Source organism: Neolewinella persica DSM 23188 (assembly GCF_000373105.1).
GTDB lineage: Bacteria > Bacteroidota > Bacteroidia > Chitinophagales > Saprospiraceae > Neolewinella > Neolewinella persica.
The window spans coordinates 62,509-82,247 of the sequence record NZ_KB890426.1; the positions used below are offsets into that span (position 1 = coordinate 62,509).

Sequence of the window (19,739 nt, forward strand, 5' to 3'; positions counted from 1 at the left end):
TTGCATGAACTAATCGCTTGACTGCTAGATGTTTGAACGGTCGGTTAGTTCTTGATCTGAAAAGACTGGCTGCAAGCCGCCGAAGGTAGGTATAAAGGCTGGAAAACCGTGCATTCATCGGGTATTCTCAGGGCTGCTGAAATTGTAAGCGTAAGGGATACCGCAGGACCAGTGAAAGCGGGCTTTCACTGGTCTGAACCAGAGGTAGTGGGAGACAGACTACTCATTGACTGATAAAACTATTCCTCCGGCGCCAGCGGCGGGATAACCTCCAGCAAAGTCTCCAAGTCCCACATATCCTTCTCCTCGAACGGCCCAACGGTCGTCCGTCGCAGCGCGGTGAGGTAGCCGCCCGAATCCAGCGCCTTGCCCATATCATAAGCCAGCGACCGGATGTAGGTGCCTTTAGAACAGGTTATTTCAAAGTCCACTTCCGGCAGTTCAATACGGGTGATCCTGAATTCGTGTACTGTGACGGGGCGGGGTTTTACTTCCACCTGGATGCCTTTTCGGGCTTTTTTGTACAAAGGCTGGCCGTCGATTTTGATGGCAGAGTAGATGGGAGGGAGCTGCTGTAGATCACCAGTGAGAGAGCGGGCAGCGGCGCGGACCATCTCATCGGTAATGTGCTCCGTGGGGAAGGTGGCGTTGATCGGCTCTTCGGCGTCATAGCTGGCGGTGGTGGCACCTAGGGTGATGGTGCCGGTGTAGGTTTTGTCCATACCCTGCAGCTCCTGCAGGCGTTTGGTCCACTTGCCGGTGCAGATGTTGAGCATGCCGGTGGCCATGGGGTCCAGTGTGCCAGCGTGGCCTACCTTGATTTTCTTTACCCCCAGGTGCTTGCGAATGGCCCAGCGGACCTTATTAACGACGTCGAAACTGGTCCAGCCCTTCGGTTTATCGACGAGTAGCAGGCAGCCTTCCTGGAAGGTAAAGGGTGGGGTAGTGGTAGGGGGAAGCGTTTTGATAAGCAATAAGGGATTTGTGATTAGCGATTTTGGGCGCGGCCGCAGGTGCAAAGAACGGCAATTGGGCAAGGAAGGACCAAAGGTTTGGAATAACTTATTCATTTGGCACCAGCTACAGAGAACTGGTATGCCTTCTGATTGCGTCATCCTCTAAAAGCATACCTGCCAATATTCAGCATTAACGGTTGGGTAATGTTTGTACTTTGCTTTTTATGAAACCTTCCCCTGCATCCTGCGCGCCGCCGCCCAAATTATTAGTAGCTCCCATATAACTTGATCGTTGACAAATATCAGCTTTACAGCAAACCTTGATCACTAATGATTTCTCCGGACGGGACTATTTTTCGTGAAAAGCGACGATGGAAACCAGCAAAAAATCAAGGAAACTACTGGATAAGGTGGTCTGGATAACCGGAGCTTCTTCAGGTATCGGCGAACAGCTCTGCTACCAATTTGCGAAACAAGGGGCTTCTTTAATTATTTCTGCACCCGGTGCGCCCAGGCTGGAGCGGGTAAAAGCCAACCTGGCCGCTGATCAGGTAGCCGTCCATATTTTACCTTTTGATCTGGAACAATTGGAACTGCTCCCCGACAAAGTCGCGAAGGCCCTGAGCTACTTCGGCAAGGTTGATATTTTGGTGAATAATGCAGGCATCGCACTGAAAGATTGGGCCCTGTCTACTAAGTTGGAAGTTGACCAAAAAGTGATGAACATCAATTATTTCGGTCCAATTGTCCTGACGAAGCACCTTCTTCCTCACATGTTGGAGCGAGATGCCGGGCAAATCGTTGTTATGAGCAGCCTTTCCGGCAAGTATGGCGTCCCCAAAATTTCCGCCTACGCTGCTTCTAAACACGCCCTGCATGGCTTTTTTGAGACACTACGAAGTGAGATCGCGGATACGGGAGTGGACATTTCCATTATTATACCAGGCATCATTCAGACCGAGATTACCGCTCATGCGCTAAAGGGTGATGGTAGCTTATTTGGCAAGGTGGATAAGACTTTTCAGAAGGCGTATCCGGCGGAAAAAGCCGCTGAGAAAATCGTCCAGGCGGTACTGAAACGAAAGGAAGAAACCTTCGTGGGAGGAACGGAAGGAATCACCCTTGTATTAAACCGTCTTTCTCCGTGGCTTCTGCGCCGGTTCATTCGCAACCATCCGATAAAGAAAATGAGGAAGCTGAAAGGGCTTTTGTCCTTCAACAAAACCACGGTATCATGAATTTTTTCGACAAACTACGGCTGGTCCTCCACGTCATTCGCTGGCGTTTGACGTGGCGCCGGCATTCGCTGGATTACCTTCCGGCAAAGACCAGTTCCGACAAATTCATCTCGGCCAGAAACGCTGCTAAATTAATCGAGGATAATTCCTGTGTCTTTTCAAGTGGCATTGCGGGTAACGCACGCTGTTCAGTTTTCTTCTATGCTATTCGCGAACGATTCAAACGTTCGGGCCACCCTAAATCGCTGACCTGGATAAACGGAGGCGCGCAGGGGGGGCGGGGAAGAGTTCCGGGCACGATCGAAGAGTTGGGGCTCCCGGGCTTGATGAAAAGCTACCTGGCCGCCCACATCGAAACGGCCAAGGCACAATTACAACTGGCACAAAAAGGTGACCTGGAACTATACACCTTGCCACAAGGCGTCATCTCTTTACTGTTGGAAGAACAGGGTAAAGGGAAAACTTCAATGACCTCAGAAGTAGGACTGGGTACATTTCTCGACCCGGCAGTTGGGGGGCGTGCGGCGATCAATGCAACAGCCGGGGCGAAATACATCTCCCGGGAGGGAGATACGCTGAAGTACACCATGCCGCAGCCTGAAGTAGCACTGTTCAGTGCATCGTACGCCGACGAAGAAGGGAACATCTATTTTAAGCATGCAGCCACGATCACCGAAAGTGTCCAGTCCATTAGTTCCGTACGAAAGAACAAAGGCATTGTAATGGCAGCAGTGGCTAAAATCATCCCGAAGAACAAAAAGGAGATAAGCATTCCTGCAGAGCAGGTAGATTACATTGTAGTTAATCCCTATAACGAACAAACTGCCAGCATTCTTCAGAACCGATACTGGCCCATGTTCACGCCACACGAGCAGGTGGATCGGAAAAAGGCGGTGAAGCAATTGAAATTTATTAATAATCTACTGAAGATTACGCCGGTTCGGAACACGGTCGACAGCGATATGGCCCGATTGGCAGCCAGCCTTTTTCTAAAAATTGTTCCCAGGGATGGCTTGGTCAATATTGGCGTTGGATTCCCGGAGGAAGTCGGCCGGGTGCTAGTAGAAAACGACCTGGAAGACGAATTTATCTTTACGACCGAAGCAGGCGCTTTTGGGGGGCTGCCCGCTCCTGGTATCTTTTTTGGTGCGACTGTCGGGCCCGATCATCTGGAGCCCTCTTCTAAAATGTTTGCACGCTATCACGACCATTTAGACATGGCGGTACTTGGCTTTCTGGAAGTGGATACGAAAGGTAATGTCAACGTATCTAAAAAAGGGCCGGAGGTTACCGATTACGTTGGTCCTGGCGGTTTTCCAGACATCGTTTATGGCGCTAAAAATATCATTTTCATCGGCCATTGGATGCATAAGGCTGAATTTGGGCACGAAGAAGGAAAGGTTAAATTGCTGCGGAAGGGAATTCCCAAATTCGTGGAGCAAGTCAGTGAAATTTCTTTCAATGGCCAGGAAGCACTCCGGCAAGGAAAGACCGTATTGTACGTGACCAATGTAGGGTACTTCAAATTAACCAAACACGGGCTTCAGCTAATAGCCCGCTTCCCGGGCATTGACATTGAAAAGGACATTCTTGCAAATTGCGAAGCCTGTATCTATATTCCACAAGATGAAAGTGTTCCAATAATTGACTCGGCACTGGAATTTAGCTTCAATCGTTCTAAAAACACCACAGGTATCCACTCTGGGTGACCCCGGAGGCAAGCTAGCGCAGCGGCCATAGTCCGGAGTAGCCTGCCATAAATTTTCTCCTGCACCTGTAGTGCGCTTCGCAGATGAATTAGCCGGTCGGAACGTTTAGCAGATGTTGGTTGCGCTAAACATTAACTCATGACTCCCTTCCAGACCAACACCACCGCCGCCACCGCAAAGCAGTAGTAAGCAAACCACTTCAGCTCCGCCTTTTTTACCAACTTAATCATCCAGACGCAAGCCAGAATACCGGTTAAAAATGCGGCCAGGAAGCCTACGCCTAGTTCGGGGAGAGAGACGGAGCTGGCAGTGAAATCGCCATCCATCATGTCCTTAGCCATCTTGCCAAGGATGAGCGGCACCACCATCAGGAAACTAAAACGCGCTGATTTCTCCCGGTCAATTCCCAGCATTACGCTGGTCGAGATCGTTGCCCCCGACCGACTGATGCCGGGCAGAATGGCCACCGCTTGCGCCAGACCGATGATGATCGCGTCTTTCCAGTCCACGGCTTTTTCAGTGTTCTTCGCCCGATCTGCCAGAAAAAGCAACAGGCCGGTAATGATTAGCATAATGGCAACAAGTATGATCTGGCGATCAAAAAGGGCTTCGAGCATATCATCAAAGAGCACCCCGACAATTGCCGCGGGGATCATACTGACCACGATAAGTGCAGCAAATTTAGTGCCGTCGTTCCATTGAAACTTAACCAGGTCTCCAAGAATTTCAATAATGTCTTTGCGGAAAACCACGATGGTCGCCAGCGCCGTGGCGGCGTGCAGCGTCACGGTCATCAGCATACTTTCAGCGGCAAGGCTGTCGTCCTGCATCACCCATTTGGCAAGCTCAAGATGACCGCTGCTGGATACGGGCAAAAATTCGGTCAGCCCCTGGATAATGCCAAGGACTAGCGCTTTTAGAAGTTCTAGCATTTAGGGGACTGTATTCAGTGTTCAGTATTCAGGGGGCAGGGAGCAGTATTCAGTGTTCAGAGAGGAGTAATCACCGCTCAGTATTCAGGAGTTAGTGGGCAGTATTTAGTTGGCCATTATTAAGGACGAAATCTGAACCCTGAGCCCTGACCCCTAAATCCTGAACCCTGAGCCTTGAATCCTGAGCCCTGAATCCTGAAAACTATTTCTTAAGGATAGCATAAATCACCGTACCCAAACCACCCAGAATAACGATTGGGGCGAGGGTAATGCGACGGAAAGAGTAGATCACGCTTTCATCAAAAACGGCTGGGTCGTCGCCACGTCCTCCGCTCATCAGGAGCATGCCGAGGATAACCAGGGCAAAGCCGATGCCCATCCACAGGTAGGTGTCTTTACCGAAAGTAAGGGCACGTTTAGCGGAGTTGCTGTTCTCTGAAGCGAAGGTCCTGGTGCTGCGGGTGGTTACCGGCGTAGCTGGCGCCACGCGGGTATTGTCCTGGTTGGAAGCTGCGGCGCGCTGCGCTGCCTTACGATCTTCCTTTTTCTTTCTTTGCTTACTCATGTTTTCAAGTTGCAGGTTGCAGGTTGCAGATTTCAGATTGCAAGTTGCAGGTTATCAGGTTGCAAGTTCCAGGTTTCAACGGCTGCATCTTGCAACTTGAAACCTGCAACTTGTACTTAGTATAAATCATCTAAGCGGAGGCGAAGGTAGCGACGAACGACGACATAGTGGCTGACGAAGTTGATCAGTAAACCAAGCAGCAGGATGCCGCCATAAAGGAAGCCCAGCCGAACCGGCTCCGCAAATAAATCAAGTTCAGGTAAAACGGATTGTAGCCAGACCTGCAGGCCCAGTACGCCGGTTAGTGCAATTAGCCCGGCCAGCAAGCCCTGGCCAACGGCCCGCCATAGATACGGACGGCTGATGAATCCCCAACTGGCACCCACCAGTTCCTGGGTTTTAATGGTGAAGCGATTGGCGTACAACGATAACCGGACAGTATTATGGATCAGCAGACCGGCAACGAGGGCAAACAACGCTGCAAGGCCAAGCAGTACCCAGCCTAGTCTCCGCGCATTCGCCGCAATCCGGTCAACAAAATTATCCTGGTAAAACACGCCCGCAACACCCGGTTTCACTTGCAGCTCACTTGCAATTGCAGCCAGACTATCGGATTGCAAATAAACGATCGGAACATTGAAGGTGATCACGTCAAGTAATGGATTGTTCAGCCCCAGGTCGTCAAGATCTCGCTCCAGGTCTTCTCCCATTTCCTGCAATGCCTGCTCCTTAGGCAAGTATTCGGGAGTACTTCCAGGCTGATGGTAATCCGCCGCCAGCAGCTCTAGCAGCAGCAACTCCCGTTGCTCCTTAGTATGATCAACCTCTAACTCAACAATGATGTCGAGGTTCTCCTGCAACTGCCGGGTGAGGTAGCTCGCCTGAAACGTCCACAAGCCCACCAGCCCAAGCAGGAAAAGCACCAGCGACAGACTGAAGATGACGTAGAGTTGATTAGGACGGGGGGAGGGCAAAGTTGGTAGTTTGGTGTATTGGTCTGTTAGTCTGTTGGGTGGTTGGCGAGCCACGGAACTTCATTGCCGGTTTTGTCGACCACTTGTTCCGCGTTCCAGTTTGTTGAACAAAAGTAGGGAGATTTTTGCAAGGGACTGGGTTAAAGAAGCTTAATTAAGGTTGGTTAGCCCGGCTGTAGCTAAATCCCTGATCAAATATCGCTAATCAACTATGGATATCCTACGAACGAAGTGCGCATCTCCCTGCGGCAGCCTACCTGCTATCCACCACCAAGCGAAGCGTCTATTGAGTGCAGCGAGTCACCCTTCAGCATTAAACACCCGCCCCCCTTCACACCGAACGACTCGCGCCTGAAACGTATCCAATAGTCGGTAATCATGCGTTGCAAACAGCACTGCCGTTCCGTGTTCTTTGCCCAGTTTACGCATCAGTTCCAAAATGTTTTTGCTGGTGTCGGGGTCAAGATTGCCGGTCACTTCGTCAGCAATAAACAGAGTAGGGGAGTTAAGCAGGGCCCGGGCGAAGGCAATGCGTTGGCGTTCCCCTCCGCTGAGGGTGTGGGGCATTGATCGCCGCCGGTCGGCCAGGCCAACGGCCATTAGTACTTCATCGATGCGTTGCTCGGCGAGGGTTCCTTTTTTCCAGCCGGTAGCGCGTAGGGCAAAGCGCAGGTTCTCTTCGACCGACCGGTCCATCAGCAAGTTAAAGTCCTGAAAGACGATGCCAAGTTTGCGACGTAGTTGAGGGATTTTCTTTCTGCCCGTCTTAGCCAGGTTGAAGCCAGCTACGGTGGCCGAGCCACCGCCAAGCGGCAATGCAGCATAAAGTGTTTTGAGCAAGCTGGATTTGCCCGCACCGGTTTTGCCTACCAGGTAGACGAATTCACCCGGTGCGATCCGAAGATCAACATTTTCCAGAATGTTCCGGCCTCCTTGTTGGATATTTGCCCCACGAAGTTCTACTATTGCTTCGGCCATTGGGTGTTTTTTGTGTCCGTTGATAACGTTTTGCGGCTTCAAGGTATCACTTTCGTAACTGAGTCGATGAGTTATTGAGTCACCTAGTTGCTGCCGCAAGTACCACTCACGGCGCTTCGCTTGTTCGCCCGGGCAAGTACACGACAATTAATGACTCAATAACTTGACGGCTTATTCAGTTACTGATTGGTGCAGTCTTTACTTTTGCGGGTGCGTTCCTTCAAGGTGAGCAAGCGAAGCTTGGCGAACGGTGCCGGCGGCAGCGATTCAATCATTCTCTTATTCAATTACTCCCATATTCACTCATTGTACCCCTCCAAACATAAAAGTCTTGAAAAAACTATTAACCCTTCTTCTTGTAATCGTATTCTGGGCGGGAACGCAGGATGCAATGAATGCTCAAAAGTACAGCAATGAATTCCTGACCATCGGTGTCGGTGCCAGAGCGCATGCTATGGGTACTGCAGTGGTCGCTGGCCAAAAGGATGTTTATGCTACGGCCTGGAACCCGGCCGGCCTGGCGGGCTTAGCACCGGAGGAAGGTTTGGAGATTGGTGCCATGCACGCCGAATGGTTCGGCGGTGTGGGCAACTATGATTACCTGGGCTTCACCCTGCCGTTGTCTGGCAAAAATCAGCGCCTTGGCTTCAGCATCATCCGCTTCGGCATCGATAATATTCCCAATACGCTGACGCTTTACGAGGCTGACGGCACCATCAATTTCGAAAATATCTCCGAGTTCTCGGCTGCCGACTATGCCTTTCTTGGAACTTATGCCCGCGCCTTTCCCAAGCCTAAGGGAGAGCTTCGTTTGGGTGGTAACGTAAAAATCGTCCGCCGTACCATCGGCCAGTTTGCCAACAGCTGGGGCTTCGGCATTGACCTCGGTGCCCAGATGGATCGGGGTGATTGGACCTTTGCGCTCCTGGCCAGAGACATCACCACCACTTTCAATGCCTGGTCTTTCAGTTTCAACGACAGCGAAAGGGAAACGCTCAGCCTCACCGGCAACGAAATTCCGATCAACAGCGTAGAAACTACCAACCCGACGCTCATCCTGGCCGTCAACCGGAAGTTCAACATCACCAAAGACATCGGTCTTACCGCCGAACTGGACCTCATCGCCACTACCGACGGTAAGCGAAATACCCTGATTTCTGCCGACCCCGTCAGCATCGACCCCGCTTTCGGCCTGGAAGCTGGCTATTCAGATTTCATCTTTCTGCGCGCCGGAGTTTCCCAGTTGCAGCGTATCCAGGACTTCGATCAGGTGGAGCGGCTGAACTCCCGCCCGAGCCTGGGGCTCGGCCTAAAAGTCGGCAAACTCAATGTCGACTATGCTTACACGGACCTTGGCGAGGATGATGGCCGGAGTACGTACAGCCACATTGTTTCTGTGCGGTTGGGGCTGAAGCCTAAGCAATAGTTCAGTAGCGTAGTGACCACGAAGTAGTCGAATTTAATTTGCCTCGGGTGTAAGGCCGTAAAACGGACTTTTCCCGGGGACCAATAGATGAGGCATCCATTGCGGCGCTCCGAGCCGCAAAATGCACCCGCCAACCTACCGCCCCGAGTTTGGCCGAACCGTTGCACTCGGAGTAAAACAAGTTCGATCCCTTCGGGATATTGTAGAAGAAGCTCTTTCCCAACAACTCAATTGGAAATATCACGTTCTACCTTTAATCCAATCCCGAATGCAGATGCGTGTCATTTCTCCTCCTTTCCGTACTGTTCTCTTTTTTACCCTCCTCCTTTTAGCTCTTCCTCCCTTCCTCTCCGCCCAAAGCAGCGTAGAAGAGTTCAAACTAGGCGGCACCGCCCGCGTCCTGAACGACGAATGTATTCGGTTGACCCCCGACGTACAGTTCGCCAGCGGCTCGGCCTGGTACGAAAAGGCGATTGACCTCAGCCGTCCTTTCGAGATAACGGTCTGCCTGGTCTTTGGTAAAAACGATGAGCTGGGAGCCGACGGTATCGGCTTCATTTTTCACCCAACCATGCGGACGGGCTACCGGGGAGAGGGGATGGGCTTCGCCGGCCTTTATCCTTCTTTGGGGATCGAATTTGATACCTACCAGAATTATCACCTGGCGGATCCTGCATCCGATCATGTTGCCATCAACATCAACGGTCAGCCACATCATTTCGCCAGTGTCGTTGGCCCGGAAGCTGTTCCCAACCTGGAGGACGGAAAGAAGCACCTGCTTTGGATCAACTGGGACCCGTTAGAGAAAAGGCTCACCGTTCAACTCGATGGCGAAAACCGAGCCGTCCTCGAGGAGGACATTGTAAAGCAGGTCTTTAACGGAAATCCAACAGTTTTTTGGGGGGTGACCGCCGCGACCGGACGGAAGACGAACTTCCACGACATCTGCATCAAGAAACTGACCTTCGCAGAGGCGGTGGTGCAGCCTAAGGTGGATTTTGGCGGAAAGAAGTGAATAATTGAATGAGTGAATAACTGCCGCAAGCACCGTTCGCTACCCTGCGGGAGCTCACCCGAGCGAGCAAGCGCAGCGCAGGGAGTGGAAACAGCGGCAGCCATTCAATTATCCCCCCATTCAATTATTCTCCCATTCCCTCACACCTTAGTCCTGGAGACAATACTCCGCCCCAAAGTAACCTCGTCAGCATACTCGAGTTCTCCGCCAAAGGATACCCCGCGGGCAATGTTGCTGACCGTTACGTCAATTCCTTCTAGCTGACGATTGATGAAATATATGGTCGTGTCGCCCTCAATGGTTGGGCTGATGGCCATGATGATCTCCTGGGTATCCCCATGTTTTGCCCGTTCCACCAGGGTGTCGATGTTGAGGTCTGCCGGGCCTACACCTTCGATTGGCGCAATGACGCCACCAAGAACGTGGTAAAGCCCACGGTACTGCTGGGTATCTTCGATGGCCATGACGTCTCGGATGGATTCAACGACACAAATCAGGGATTGGTCTCGCCGGGCATCTCGGCAAATGGAGCAAATGTGCTGATCAGACAGGTTCCCACACTGCGTACAGTGCTGAATGTTCTCCCGCATCGAGGAAATGGCCCGGGCAAAATGTACACTGTCTTCCGTCGGGCGCTGCACCAGGTGCAAGACCAGACGCAGAGCTGTTTTCTTTCCAATTCCAGGTAGGGAGGCGAAAGCGTTAACGGCTTCTTCGATTAGTTTGGAGGAGAATTGCATGGAGAGTCTCGTTATCGAGGTTTCGGGTTGTCTGGTTGCCCGGTAGGATTAAGAACGATTGAACTTAGAAAAGGGCGCGGCCGCAGGTGCAAAGAAAGGTAAAAGAGCAGTGTCCGTAGGGACAGACAAAGCGTAATTTTCAACCAAACCTCAAAATAAGCAACAATCCACCCCCCTTTCTGTTTGTTATACCCACATAAAAGTGGCAAATTTGCCCCTTCAATACAAACTAAGGATACTGCGGTAAACGCCGCCCACCCAAAAGATATATCATGGCCGAGATTATTCGCATGCCGCGCATGAGCGACACAATGGAAGAAGGAAACATTGTTGACTGGTTGGTCGCCGAAGGCGACGAAGTAGAAGCCGGCCAAACCCTGGCCGAAGTGGAAACTGATAAAGCCACGATGGAACTCGATTCTTACTTCGATGGTGTCCTGCTGCACATTGCCGTGAAAAACGGTGCAGTACCGATCGACGGGATCATCGCCGTAATCGGTGAGGAAGGCGAAGACTGGAAGGCCGCCATCGCCGCGGCCGGAGACGGTGCCAGTGCTCCGGCACCTGAAAAAGAAGAAGAAACTGCCGCTCCCGAAAAAGAAGAAACTGCTGCCCCGGCCGCTGCAGCTGCACCCGCGCCTGCCGCAACAGCTCCTGCTTCTACGGATTCCGATGAACGCGTAAAGGCAAGCCCCCTAGCCAAAGCGATGGCCAAAGAGGCCGGCATCGATGTTTCCACCCTTACCGGTACCGGCGAAGGCGGACGTATCGTCAAGGCCGACATTGAAAAAGCGAAGTCTGCCCCTGCTCCTGCTCCGGCAGCTGCCCCTGCACCTGCGTCCGCGCCTGCTGCTGCTCCCGCTGCCGCGCCTGCTCCACCTAATGTACCCGCTTTTGCTTTCGGAGCAAGCGGAGAGAATTATGTCGATACTCCCGTCAGCCAAATGCGTAAGGCGGTTTCTCGTCTGGTATCCAACTCTAAATTCACGGCCCCTCATTTCTACGTTACGGTCGAGATTGCAATGGATAAAATCTGGGAATTCCGTAAGCGGATCAATGAAGTAGCTCCGGTGAAGATCAGTTTCAACGACCTGGTCGTTAAAGCCTGCGCTGTGAACCTGCTGAAGCACCCGGTAATGAATTCCAGCTGGCAAGGTGATTTCATCCGGGAGAACGGCGAAGTTCATATCTCCTGCGCTGTGGCCATTCCCGACGGATTGATGATGCCGGTGGTGCGTCACGCCAATATGAAATCGCTCAGTCAGATCAACCTCGACGTGAAAGATTTGGTCGGTAAGGCAATGGCCCGCAAACTTGGTAATGAGGAGATGACGGGAAGTACTTTCTCCATCTCTAACCTGGGAATGTTTGGCATTGAAGAATTTACCGCTATTCTCAACCCACCAAACGCTGCCATTCTGGCCGTTGGCGGTATCCAGGATAAAGCCGTTGTCCGCGACGGACAAGTAGTCCCCGGAAAAGTGATGAAGGTTACCGTTAGCTGCGACCACCGCGTGGTCGATGGCGCTTCCGCCGCTGCCTTCCTCAACGACGTAAAGGCCTGCCTCGAAGATCCGATTCGTCTGATGGTCTGACCCATTTGAACGCTTGGATAAAGAAAAGCCGCGTTACTGCTCTATTGCAGTGACGCGGCTTCTATTTTACGGCGCTTTATCGCGCAGCGATTACACAATAGTTGCCCGGTACGTAGCGCCGGGCAAGGGAACGGGGGTGTTTGCGTTGATTGCCACGGGCAATCAGCGGCAGGATGAGCTCGTGATTCAGCTAAAGCCTATTCCCTTTCTACCAACACCACCCAATCCATCTCTACTTCCGACGGCGGGTTACTCAAATCAACCATACCAGATTTAGACTTCCCGGCTTTTCCGGCAAACTGTCCGGTCCGTGGGTTGAACCAGCGAACGGAGTAGTCTCCTGTACCCACTTTAAGTTGGTTAGCAGTTTTTTCCCCCAGTTTCAGTAGTACCAGGTAGGTATCATTTTCCCTGGCCAGCACCCAATCCTGGTCTCCAGAGGTGAGTTCATTCGCTGGCTTCATGCCAGGGAGGGGAACGTTCTCTGTAGCGACAAATTCCAGGAGGTAGCGGCACTGGTCCCAAAAGAGGTCCCGGCTCCGCCAGTCTTCACAGGTCAGGTCGGAGTGCGCGTGCTTGTAGCCGAAGTACCATTCGGTGCCCCAGGCACCGGCCATGAGACTGCCCCACAGCGCATTTTGACGAGCCATGTCATGTTTGGCATCGTCCTCGTCGGGTAAAAGGCTGTGTTGTGCGTCTCCTGGTTCGTCTACTGCTACCGCCCACTGGTTGAACTGGTTTCCTGAGAGGTCCACCCAACGCCGGGTCGCGGGGTACACTTCCCGGAAATCCGGCTTACTGGTCTGCAGGGAGATGCCGGTGTATTTGCTGTCGGGGCCTAGTAAGTCGTAGTACTGCTGTCCGTTATGGATCACTACATGATGGCGGTAAGGATCGTTTTCGAAGAAATAACGAGCCATGTCGAGTCGCTGCTTTGTCGTTTGGTAGGGCTTCTTCCAGTTTTTACCCCATTTACCGTTCTCTTCTCCCATATTCCAGTTCAGGGCAAGGTGATGGCCGAAGCGGGCGATCAGTTCCCGATAATAGAGCTTACGCTGTATGCCCAGATCTCCGCCGTCCAGCAGCACCTGATTCTCTACCTCACCGGTCTTGAAGTGCAGAAACATGCCCATGTGGTCACCGTGTTCAAAGACAACTTCCCATTGGTCCATTTTTGAAACGTCGATGCGTTCAAAGTTGTCGTAGATTACGTAAGGGAATACGTTTTGGTCGTCGCCGATGATGTTTAGGGTAAGGAAGCTGAAAGCATTGAGTCCCTCGCTGGCCAGATAGTTGATGGCACCAATCAGGGCTTTGCCTTTGCCATCTTTCCAGGTTGGGTCCCCGGCTTTCCAGTCTTTTAGGTGGGGCTCCCAGGTTTTAACCATGTTGTCTTTGTGGCCGTCCTGGTGGAACGTGCCATCGAAGTCGGCGTAGGAAAGTAGGTTTTCTGGTGCGTCGGTACCGTTTTTGTAGAAGAATTCTCCGGTTTCGGCCCAGACCGGGTACTGCCGGTTGTGAAACAATAGCCGGCCTTTGCTTCTGAGGTCCCGGCCGGTTTTGTTACTGGCAGAAACCTGGAATTTGCCAGAAAGCCCATCCACCTTCGAAACAGCTTCTCCTTCCCGGGGGTTGTCGGCCAGCGCGACGTTAGCTCCCTCGCGAAAACTGATGCTGTAAGACCATTCGCCAGTGAAATCAGGAGAAAGGTGGGCCTTCCATTTGTTACCGCCAGTCGCACTGGTATTCCCTGCGTTTCCATCCGCAGCGTAGTATCCGGGGACTAAGTAGGAGACGGAGTCGTGACGGAAGGTTACGTCCATACGGTAATGAAGGAACGGATTGTGGTCGTGTTGTTCGTCCGTTTCAGGGCCATCGACGGTCACGGTGATTTTGTGCCATTTCTTTTGTTCTCCGCTAACGGCCACTTGAGCCGAAACAGAAAAAGAAATAAACAGAACCAATAATATGGAGAGAATATGGTGCATAATAACGGTTTGTAGAATGGGTGATTTTCAAAAAGCAAGATAAATGCTTCCGCTTGGTTAACCGTCGGGTACTGTCGGTTATAACCATAAGGGGTATTGTTTGGGAGAATAAGCTGCTTATATTTAGCCCCAAACCAATCACATCATGCTAAAGCAAATCTTTACCGCCCTGTTGTTACTGTGCACAGTGGTCGTTTCTGCCCAAATCACCGATCCTAAAGCCACCGAATTTTACGAACCGGTACCACCTAAGGTCAAAGCGGATCCGGTTGCCGTACCACCTCCTTCCGATGCGATTGTCCTGCTGGGCAAAGGCGCAGATACCAAAGAGTGGGTCAGCGTAAATGGGGGCGGTGCAGTTACCTGGACTAAGGAAGGCGACGCTCTGGTCGTAAATCCCGGATCTGGAGGAATCCAGACCCGCCGTAACTTCGGGGACGTTCAGCTGCACGTAGAATGGCGCAGCCCCAATGAGCCCGACAAGGAAGGGCAGGGGCGTGGCAACAGTGGCGTGTTTTTCTCCGGCCGCTACGAAGTCCAGGTGCTGGAAAGTAACGGCAGCGATACTTACACGAACGGTCAGGCTGCTTCCATCTACAAGGAGTCTCCACCGCTGGTCAACGCTACTTCCGTGATGGGAGACTGGAACAGCTACGACATCATTTTCTCCGCCCCGGTCTTTGATAAGAACGGCATGGTCGTTCGCCCAGCCTACGTGACGGTACTTCATAACGGCGTACTGGTGCAAAACCACTGGGAAATCAAAGGCACGACCGCCTACATCGGTCTGCATAAGTACACCGCCCACGAGAATGGCAGCATCATGTTGCAGGACCACTCTAATAAGGTAGCTTACCGGAATATTTGGGTGCGGGAATTGTAGGGTCGCTACGCTCTGGTTGCAGGAGCGCTACGCTCTGGTTGCAGGGGTTGCAAGGTCGCTACGCTCTGGTTGCAGGGGTTGCAAGGTCGCTACGCTCTGGTTGCAGGGGTTGCAGGGTCGCTACGCTCTGGTTGCAGGGGTTGCAGGGTCGCTACGCTCTGGTTGCAGGGGTTGCAGGGGCGCTACGCTCTGGTTGCAGGGGTTGCAGGGTCGCTTCGCTCTGGTTGCAGGGGTTGCAGGGTCGCTACGCTCACGTTGCAGGAGTTGCAGGGGTGCTCCGGAGGAGGGGACTTGCAACCTGCAACTCCTGCAACGTGAGCGAAGCGCCCCCCTGCAACCTCTTCTCGCTACCGCCGCTCCCGCCAATCCGTGAGTTCAACCGTAGCATAAACCTTGCCACCAGCCAGGTCCCGCTCTACCGAAACAAAGCGACCGGTAGCATAGCCGTACATGCCCGTTTCCAGCTGGTTCATGAGCTTGGGAGAAGTGGACTCAGAGCTGACGGTATATTTGATCCCCGAAAGGTCCCCAAAGGTGTATTCTACCGTGGGTTCTCCACCCAGGTAGGCCATTTTACTGTAGGCACCAATGTGAAATTGCCAGTCTTTTATCTCTTGTCCGATTTCAATAACGGGCTCAATACCGCCATGGTCAGCCATTCGCTTAAATGCCATCTCAGCAGCTACTTGTTCCGGTGGAATGGTGGCTTCATCAAAGTTATTTCCGGCGCAGGCTGATAAAAGGAAAAAAATAAGAAGGGGGAAAAGGAGTTTAGGAAGGCGTGGCATCTGCGTTGATTTTATCTCAAGGTAAGGTGTTTACCAATCAGCCTTCCCCTTTTTAGCCTCCCTTTTTCCCTACTTCGTTGCACCCCCTCCTTTCCTCCCTTTATTCTTTCCGCCTTACTTTCGCGCTTATGGCCAAATACACGATTCGTTGGCGGGTTGCTCAGTACCTGGAACGCCGTTGGTGGCGCCGCTACCTGAAGGGTAAGTCGCCGGAAGACTACCTGGCCGATAAGCGATCCTATTGGGCTAAAACCCTTGATCAACTCGACTGGGAACCAGTCGCTGGTCGCCGGGTGCTCGATGCCGGATGTGGCCCTGCGGGCGTATTTATTTTGGTGCATGAACTTGAAAAGGTGACCGCGCTCGACCCTCTGCTCCATAGTTACGAAAAGGACCTGAGCGTTTTCAAACAGGTCGATTATCCGGGCGTACAATTTTGGCAGCAACCACTAGAAAGGGGTTTGCCAGAAGAAGAAACTTTTGATGCCATCTACTGCTTCAATGCGATCAATCATGTCGATGATTGGGGCAAAGCGTTGGATGCCCTCACCGCCCATGCCCATCCGGGAACCCGGATGGTGCTCACCAGTGATGTCCATCGCCACCAGTTTTTATTGCCCATTTTTCGGGCATTGCCAGGGGATGCCCTGCATCCTCAGCAGCACGGGCCGGAGGCTTATCGTGCCGCACTCAAGGCCCGGGGGTGGCGGGTCGAGTGGGAAGAAGTATTGCGGCGGGAGGCCATTTTTGATTACACTGCCTGGGTGGCGGTACTGGAAGACTAGGTAGCGTGAGCTAAAACGGGGAAGGGCTTCTGAACGCTGATATGAGTTTCCTGCTTCTTGTTCCTAATAAGACGGGGCCGCAGGAGCAAGGTGTTGGGATATGAAAGCAGGGGAGGGGCGTCCGTCGACTCCAAAGTGTTTGTGGTGACTAAGCTGGGTACACGTCAGCTGCTGCGCGAAATCCTCTCCGACGATGAAAGACGGTTGGTCCGGTTTTTTTTGCAAAATAGAATAATTAAAAGTTAGACTAGTCTAACTTTTGTTGTCGAGTGTGCTATATTTGCTCCTCCAGACAAGTCACTGCTCCTGCGTCCGCGCCAGAAAATGGTGATGAGATATGGAGTCTACCACGGATCAAAGCACCGCATGCGCTACACCATATTACTCCTTCAGCTTTTTCTCTTCAATATAGTTTTAGCCCAGCAGGCTACTATTACCGGGTTCATACAAGGTGAGTCTGGTCTCCCGGTCCCTTATGCGACTGTCGGCTTGCGGGGAAATGAAAAGGGGACGATGGCTGAGGGCGACGGCCGTTTTCTGTTGGAGGACCTGCCCACCGGGAGTTGTCAACTATTGATCTCCGCCCTGGGGTTTAAGCCCCAAACGCTGTCAGTTACGCTGAAAGAAGGGATAACCAATGAACTGACGATCACGCTGGAAAGCGCCAGTTCTACCCTCGATGAAGTGGTCGTTACCGGTACCATGAAGGCCGTCAGCCGGGCCAATAGCCCGGTCCCCGTGGAGGTCTACACCGCTGAGTACTTCAAGGCCAACCCTACGCCAAGCGTATTTGAGAGTCTGCAGACCGTAAACGGCGTGCGACCACAACTGAACTGCTCGGTTTGTAACACTGGCGATATTCACATCAACGGCCTTGAGGGGCCGTACACGATGGTGTTGATCGACGGAATGCCGATCGTTAGTGGCCTCTCAACGGTTTATGGCCTGACGGGAATTCCACAAAGCCTGATCGCACGAACGGAAATCGTCAAAGGACCGGCTTCCACGCTGTACGGCTCCGAAGCCGTAGGCGGACTAATCAACGTGATCACCCGGAGCCCGGAAGATGCTCCGCTGTTTTCCGCCGACGTTTTTGCTTCGGGCTGGGGAGAAGTCAACACGGACCTTGGCTTCAAAGCAAGGGTAGGGAAGAAGGCCCATGCCCTGGTCGGGGTCAACTACTTTAACTACCAGCAACCAAAAGATAAAAACGGCGACGGGTTTACCGATCTGACGCTGCAGGATCGGATCTCCATCTTCAATAAATGGTCTTTTGATCGGGATGAAGGCCGGACGTTTACTCTGGCCGGTCGGTACGTTTACGAAGACCGTTTTGGTGGAGAACTGGGTTGGGATAAGGGAGACCGGGGTGGAAATGACGTGTACGGGGAGAGTATCTATACCAATCGATGGGAAACTTTCGGTACCTATCAATTACCAGTGCAGGAACTGGTAACCTTTCAGTTCAGCGCCAACGGGCATGATCAGAATTCTGTTTACGGGGAGACGGTGTATCAGGCACAACAGTACGTTGGCTTCGGCCAGCTGACCTGGAATAAAACGCTCGGTGAACACGACCTCCTTTTCGGCACTTCGTACCGCTACACCTGGTATGATGACAATACGCCGGTTACGGCCGGTTTTGGAGACGATGCCAGCGTTAATCAACCTTCTAAAATCCACCTGCCGGGGGCTTTCGTACAGGATGAGATTCGCCTGAGCCCTCAGAATGTATTACTGTTGGGCCTTCGCTACGATTACAACAGCCTGCACGGCGGCATCGTAACGCCGCGCCTGAATTACAAATGGAACTCCCGTAATAACCTGAATGTGGTCCGCGTAAGTGTGGGCAACGGCTACCGCGTTGCTAATGTGTTCACTGAAGACCACGCCGCCCTTTCCGGTGCCCGGGAAGTCATTTTCGAAGACGAGTTGCTGCCAGAGACCAGCTGGAACGGTAACCTGAATTATGTGCGGAAAATATTCCTGGGGAATACCGTAGTCGGCCTGGATGCCGCTACCTGGTACACTTATTTCAGTAACCGTATCCTTCCGGATTACGAGACGAATCCTAACGCCATCATCTACGCTAACCTGGAGGGAGCTGCCGTCTCCCAGGGAATTAGCCTGAGTACTGACCTCAGTTTTGCCAACGGAACTTCTTTCAACGCCGGCCTTACGCTACAGGATGTTTTTACCCGGGAGAATGACGTGAAGGAGCGGCAATTACTCACGGAAACCTTTTCCGGCGTCTGGCAACTAGGCATCCCGGTGCTGAAGTACCAACTTCGCTTTGATTACACCGGAAATGTGTACGGACCGATGGACCTGCCATTGCTCGGTCCGCTTGATGATCGTCCGCGCCAGTCCCCTTGGTTTTCCACTCAGAACATTCAGTTGACCAAGACTTTAAGCAACGGTATGGAGTTGTACGGCGGGGTCAAAAATATGTTGAATTATACCCCACCCGCCAACAGCATCGCCCGGTCTTTCGATCCGTTTGACGAAGGGGTGGAGTTCAGCCAGGATGGGAGCGTCCTGGCTACGGAGAATAATCCGCGAGCGTTAACCTTCGATCCAACCTACGTATATGCGTCCAATCAGGGGCGGAGATGGTTCCTGGGGTGGCGATGGAGTTTGAAGTGAGGTTGTCTGAACCCCACGCTACCTGGCTTTTAATCCAATTGGCCGGTGCCCGACCGTAGTCGAGGGCATAATTTGTACTGGTGAGTGCTTTCTGCGCTTATTTTGCATGTATTACCTTCCCCGTATGAAAGTCAACATAGAAGAAAAATTCAGCCTGTTTACCGACCAGTGGTCACCAAAGATCATCGCTGAACTTAACGGCCAGCAACTGAAGCTGGCCAAAATACAGGGGGATTTCGTCTGGCACGACCACGCCAACGAAGATGAGTTGTTCCTTGTCTACCGCGGAACCCTTTTCCTGGATTTTCGGGACGGAAGTACCGTAAGCTTGGAGCCTGGAGAATGCTACGTGGTGCCAAAAGGCGTGGAGCACCGCCCGCGGACCAAAGACGGGGAAGAAGTGTGGCTGATGCTTATGGAGCCAGCCGAAACGAAACATACCGGCGACGTGAAATCTGAGCTGACGGTGGAGGTTTGTGAGCGGATATGATGGCTACTCTGTGCGCCCTCTGTGCCTCCCT

The 19,739-nt window shown here is 52.5% G+C and carries 17 protein-coding genes; 9 read left to right on the forward strand and 8 right to left on the reverse strand.

Annotation, left to right across the window (positions count from 1 at the left end):
- Window positions 1–239: 239 nt before the first annotated feature.
- Window positions 240–1,070 (reverse strand): tRNA pseudouridine(55) synthase TruB, encoded by an 831-nt coding sequence (truB, locus tag B036_RS0110525; protein WP_020568675.1) that lies wholly within the window; start codon window positions 1,068–1,070, stop codon window positions 240–242.
- Window positions 1,071–1,327: 257 nt separating this feature from the next.
- Between truB and B036_RS0110530 the strand changes: the two genes are divergently transcribed.
- Together B036_RS0110530 and B036_RS0110535 are read left to right on the forward strand one after the other, a co-directional pair.
- A complete protein-coding gene (locus tag B036_RS0110530) occupies window positions 1,328–2,194 on the forward strand; it encodes an SDR family oxidoreductase (protein ID WP_020568676.1) in 867 nt (288 codons plus the stop codon).
- Entirely contained in the window at window positions 2,191–3,903 is a 1,713-nt protein-coding gene (locus tag B036_RS0110535) for a malonate decarboxylase subunit alpha (protein WP_020568677.1), read from the forward strand. The genes B036_RS0110530 and B036_RS0110535 overlap by 4 nt, the downstream gene beginning before the upstream one ends.
- A 131-nt stretch (window positions 3,904–4,034) precedes the next feature.
- Here B036_RS0110535 and B036_RS0110540 read toward each other — a convergent pair whose 3' ends face one another.
- The 4 genes from B036_RS0110540 to B036_RS0110555 all read right to left on the reverse strand — a co-directional run bounded on the left by B036_RS0110540 (window position 4,035) and on the right by B036_RS0110555 (window position 7,352).
- Window positions 4,035–4,835 (reverse strand): undecaprenyl-diphosphate phosphatase, encoded by an 801-nt coding sequence (locus B036_RS0110540; protein WP_020568678.1) that lies wholly within the window; start codon window positions 4,833–4,835, stop codon window positions 4,035–4,037.
- Window positions 4,836–5,037: 202 nt separating this feature from the next.
- Window positions 5,038–5,400: a DUF3098 domain-containing protein gene (locus B036_RS0110545; protein WP_020568679.1), complete on the reverse strand. Its 363-nt coding sequence runs from the start codon at window positions 5,398–5,400 to the stop codon at window positions 5,038–5,040.
- A gap of 116 nt (window positions 5,401–5,516) precedes the next feature.
- On the reverse strand, window positions 5,517–6,374 hold the full coding sequence (locus tag B036_RS0110550; protein ID WP_020568680.1) for a cell division protein FtsX: 858 nt from the start codon (window positions 6,372–6,374) through the stop codon (window positions 5,517–5,519).
- Between the two features lie 300 nt (window positions 6,375–6,674).
- The gene (locus B036_RS0110555; protein WP_026231870.1) at window positions 6,675–7,352 is read right to left on the reverse strand and encodes a cell division ATP-binding protein FtsE; all 678 of its coding nucleotides are present in this window, start codon (window positions 7,350–7,352) and stop codon (window positions 6,675–6,677) included.
- A 331-nt stretch (window positions 7,353–7,683) separates the two neighbouring features.
- On the opposite strand from B036_RS0110555, the gene B036_RS0110560 reads away from it, so the two are divergent.
- Both B036_RS0110560 and B036_RS0110565 read left to right on the forward strand, forming a co-directional pair.
- Window positions 7,684–8,778, forward strand: coding sequence for a putative type IX sorting system protein PorV2 (locus tag B036_RS0110560; RefSeq protein WP_020568682.1), 1,095 nt, complete (start codon window positions 7,684–7,686; stop codon window positions 8,776–8,778).
- 274 nt (window positions 8,779–9,052) lie between these two features.
- Window positions 9,053–9,793 carry an L-type lectin-domain containing protein gene (locus B036_RS0110565; RefSeq protein ID WP_169435052.1) on the forward strand — a complete coding sequence of 247 codons (741 nt, stop codon included), beginning with the start codon at window positions 9,053–9,055 and terminating at the stop codon, window positions 9,791–9,793.
- Between the two features lie 140 nt (window positions 9,794–9,933).
- On the opposite strand, the gene recR is transcribed toward B036_RS0110565, so the two are convergent.
- Window positions 9,934–10,533 carry a recombination mediator RecR gene (gene recR / locus B036_RS0110570; RefSeq protein WP_020568684.1) on the reverse strand — a complete coding sequence of 200 codons (600 nt, stop codon included), beginning with the start codon at window positions 10,531–10,533 and terminating at the stop codon, window positions 9,934–9,936.
- 272 nt (window positions 10,534–10,805) lie between these two features.
- Here recR and B036_RS28900 point away from each other — a divergent pair, with 272 nt between their 5' ends.
- Window positions 10,806–12,128, forward strand: a complete 1,323-nt coding sequence (locus B036_RS28900) for a dihydrolipoamide acetyltransferase family protein (protein ID WP_044102408.1) — start codon at window positions 10,806–10,808, stop codon at window positions 12,126–12,128.
- Between the two features lie 197 nt (window positions 12,129–12,325).
- On the opposite strand, the gene B036_RS0110580 is transcribed toward B036_RS28900, so the two are convergent.
- Window positions 12,326–14,116 (reverse strand): DUF5060 domain-containing protein, encoded by a 1,791-nt coding sequence (locus tag B036_RS0110580; protein WP_020568686.1) that lies wholly within the window; start codon window positions 14,114–14,116, stop codon window positions 12,326–12,328.
- A gap of 145 nt (window positions 14,117–14,261) precedes the next feature.
- Between B036_RS0110580 and B036_RS0110585 the strand changes: the two genes are divergently transcribed.
- Window positions 14,262–14,999 carry a 3-keto-disaccharide hydrolase gene (locus B036_RS0110585; protein WP_020568687.1) on the forward strand — a complete coding sequence of 246 codons (738 nt, stop codon included), beginning with the start codon at window positions 14,262–14,264 and terminating at the stop codon, window positions 14,997–14,999.
- Window positions 15,000–15,346: 347 nt separating this feature from the next.
- On the opposite strand, the gene B036_RS0110590 is transcribed toward B036_RS0110585, so the two are convergent.
- The gene (locus B036_RS0110590; protein ID WP_020568688.1) at window positions 15,347–15,787 is read right to left on the reverse strand and encodes a hypothetical protein; all 441 of its coding nucleotides are present in this window, start codon (window positions 15,785–15,787) and stop codon (window positions 15,347–15,349) included.
- Window positions 15,788–15,915: 128 nt separating this feature from the next.
- Here B036_RS0110590 and B036_RS0110595 point away from each other — a divergent pair, with 128 nt between their 5' ends.
- The 3 genes from B036_RS0110595 (at window position 15,916) to B036_RS0110605 (ending at window position 19,708) form a co-directional block, all read left to right on the forward strand.
- Window positions 15,916–16,572 (forward strand): class I SAM-dependent methyltransferase, encoded by a 657-nt coding sequence (locus B036_RS0110595; RefSeq protein ID WP_020568689.1) that lies wholly within the window; start codon window positions 15,916–15,918, stop codon window positions 16,570–16,572.
- Between the two features lie 366 nt (window positions 16,573–16,938).
- Window positions 16,939–19,218, forward strand: coding sequence for a TonB-dependent receptor (locus tag B036_RS0110600; protein WP_020568690.1), 2,280 nt, complete (start codon window positions 16,939–16,941; stop codon window positions 19,216–19,218).
- A gap of 124 nt (window positions 19,219–19,342) precedes the next feature.
- On the forward strand, window positions 19,343–19,708 hold the full coding sequence (locus B036_RS0110605) for a cupin domain-containing protein (RefSeq protein ID WP_044102423.1): 366 nt from the start codon (window positions 19,343–19,345) through the stop codon (window positions 19,706–19,708).
- The last annotated feature ends 31 nt before the right edge of the window (window positions 19,709–19,739 follow it).